3 protein-coding genes are annotated in these 2702 nt (G+C 51.6%); 1 reads left to right on the forward strand and 2 read right to left on the reverse strand.

The annotated features are described in order from the left end of the window. The first annotated feature begins 100 nt into the window (after positions 1 to 100). Entirely contained in the window at positions 101 to 253 is a 153-nt protein-coding gene (gene hokE, locus ACUU1M_RS19690; protein ID WP_000956465.1) for a type I toxin-antitoxin system toxin HokE, read from the forward strand. Between the two features lie 121 nt (positions 254 to 374). Here hokE and entD read toward each other — a convergent pair whose 3' ends face one another. Continuing rightward, positions 375 to 995: an enterobactin synthase subunit EntD gene (entD, locus tag ACUU1M_RS19695; RefSeq protein WP_001506608.1), complete on the reverse strand. Its 621-nt coding sequence runs from the start codon at positions 993 to 995 to the stop codon at positions 375 to 377. Between the two features lie 174 nt (positions 996 to 1169). Continuing rightward, a partial coding sequence (gene fepA / locus ACUU1M_RS19700) for a siderophore enterobactin receptor FepA (RefSeq protein WP_449144761.1) occupies positions 1170 to 2702 on the reverse strand: 1533 nt, incomplete at its 5' end.

The following is a 2702-nucleotide window of genomic DNA, read 5'->3' on the forward strand; positions in this document are numbered from 1 at the left end:
ATAACTGTCCAACTTTTTGGGGTCAGTACACCCTGGGGCTGCCACTCCAAACCAGACAATTTGGATGGTAGTCCCTTCTTCGCATGGAGGCAATATAAACATGCTGACGAAATATGCCCTTGTGGCAGTCATAGTGCTGTGTTTGACGGTGCTGGGATTTACGCTTCTGGTCGGAGACTCGCTGTGTGAGTTCACCGTAAAGGAACGTAATATTGAGTTTAAGGCTGTTCTCGCTTACGAACCGAAGAAGTAGCCGTTGTGCGGGGAGTAATCCCCGCATATCCGGTTGTCAGGTCAGAGTGGTAAGGCACCTGCTTTACACTTTCGCCCGCAGTCAGTGATGGCTGCGGGCGAATCGTACCAGATGTTGTCAATTAATCGTGTTGGCACAGAGTTATGACTATTTTTTCTTTTATCTGCCAGTGCACAGCAAACATCTCATTCTCACGATGAATGATGACCTGCTGTTTATTCCAGCTAATTATCTGATAGTCCAGAAAACCTGCATCAGTTTGGATCTCACTTGCCTTAAATGCGCTCTCTTTGGCGGAAAATGCAAGTGTCAGCGCCAGAGAAAAGGCTAAACCGCAGTCTGCGAGTCGCTCGTGTTCTGCTGGTGTAATAATGTTGTCTGTCAATTCGGTCGCTGTTTGCGCAGAAAAAATTTCTTCGATATCAACGCCAATCGGTTGACGGGAAACCACGGCCAATGCTGTAGCCCCGCAGTGGCTAATACTGCCGTATACCTCCGCAGGCCACACCGGTTGGCGTAGCTCGCCGATTGCGGGCACACATTTATAGCCATATTCCCGCAAGGCATAAACAGCAGCGATCCGTCCGGCTAAATGCTCTGTTTTACGTTTACGTCCAGCGTGTTGCAGTTGTGCGTAGTGCGGCAGCCAGAGTAAATCCTGCTCACAAAAATTCGCCGGATCGAACTCAACAAAATGCAGCGTATGTCCGGCAAAGGGGAGGGAGGTATGCGTAGTTTTCATATCGACCATATTCGAGACTGATGACAAACGCAAAACTGCCTGATGCGCTACGCTTATCAGGCCTACGTGATCCTGCAATATATTGAATTGGCAAGATCTTTGTAGGCCGGATAAGGCGTTCACGCCGCATCCGGCGTGAACGACGCGCACTTTGTCAACAATCTGACGTTAGCATCAGAAGTGAGTATTAATGCTCATATACCACGTACGTCCCGGCTCGTTATAGGTATACGCGCCGGCACCGGCGATATAGTTGGCTCCTGCCAGATCGCCCGTGGTCTGGGCATTACCTGCACGCCACAAACGTTTGTCGAACAGGTTGTCCACGCCGCCGGTCAGACTGACATTCTTCGTCACATCCCAGGTCGCGCTCAGACCCACAATGCTGTAAGGACTGATTTCTTTGGTTTCCGGGCCAACCGCTGGCTGACCTTTATAGTTGTACTTCTTCGGCTGCTGCTTGCCGTACCAGGTGAAGGTCGTTTGCATCGACAAATCTTCCCGTGCCTGCCAGCTCAGCGTTGAGTTCAACGTGTACTCCGGGATGATCGACAAACGGTCGCCCGTGGTTTTGTTTTCACTCTTCAGCATATAAGTGATGTTATTGGTCCACATCACCGTTTCGCTAACTGGTACGTTTAACGATCCTTCCAGACCTTCAACCACTGCTTTCGGCACGTTATCCCACTGATAGAGATCAGTGCCGACTGCGTTTTGCCCTACAGCCACATAGCCCGCTTCAATCTTATTGCGATAATCGTTACGGAACCAGGTGACGCCCGCCAGCCAGCCGTCGCGTTTGAACTCCAGACCAATCTCTTTGTTGATGCTGGTTTCTGCTTTCAGGTCATCGTTACCTTGCAGATAGCAGCCGCCCGCGCTGGCATAGCAGCCCTGACCTTTACTGTAGAGAATGTAGTTCGGGTTAGTCTGGTACAGGCTCGGCGCTTTATAGGCGCGGGCAATGCCTATTTTCAGCGTGAAGTCATCGCCTAAACCTTGCGATATGTTCAGCGCCGGGCTCCAGTTATTGCCGACAATACTGTGATGATCGAAACGCAGCCCCGGCGTTACGATGGTGCTGTCAGTCAGCTCCATGTTGTTTTCGGCAAACAGCGAGAAAATTTCTGCTTTTGAATACGGGCTACGGTCGGTGGCACTCACGCTATCAATAGCGCCACCGGTATTCGTTCCGGTCAGTGCCTGGGTGTTGGAACTTAAGTCCTTCATCCGTTGCTGATTCCACTCCGTACCCAGCGTCAGCGTCTGGTTAACGAGGAAATCAATCGGCAGGTTAACTTCGCTGTGCAGCATCACGTCATCGAGATCGATATCGACGAAATCCTGTGTCGCTTTTTCGTTAAATTTCCCTTCGGTACCGCCCGCCAGACCTTCCGGAATACGCGAGTTACGGGTGTGTTCATACTGCACCCAGTTGCTGGTGGTCACGCCGTTATCCCAGCCACCGTTCCAGGTCAGCGCGTAGTTCTGGCGATACAGGCGGTTGGTTTCATCGCCATATTTCGAGCGAGTGTAAGCGTCAGAGTTGGTGTTCTGGGTATCGCCCGCATACAGGTTACCCTGGCGGCTGTAACCCGCTTCCAGTTCCAGCGATTGCAATGGTGCGAAGTCCCAGCGCACCACGCCGTTAATATCTTTATTGATCACCCCTTCGCGCCCGGCTGGTAACGTCGTGGCATACGTTCC

It is taken from the genome of Shigella sp. SIG6 (assembly GCF_053555815.1).

Bases quoted from the DNA above. Each gene is read 5' to 3' on its own strand.
- entD (WP_001506608.1), bottom strand. From the start codon at position 995: ATGAAAACTACGCATACCTCCCTCCCCTTTGCCGGACATACGCTGCAT.
- hokE (WP_000956465.1), top strand. From the start codon at position 101: ATGCTGACGAAATATGCCCTTGTGGCAGTCATAGTGCTGTGTTTGACG.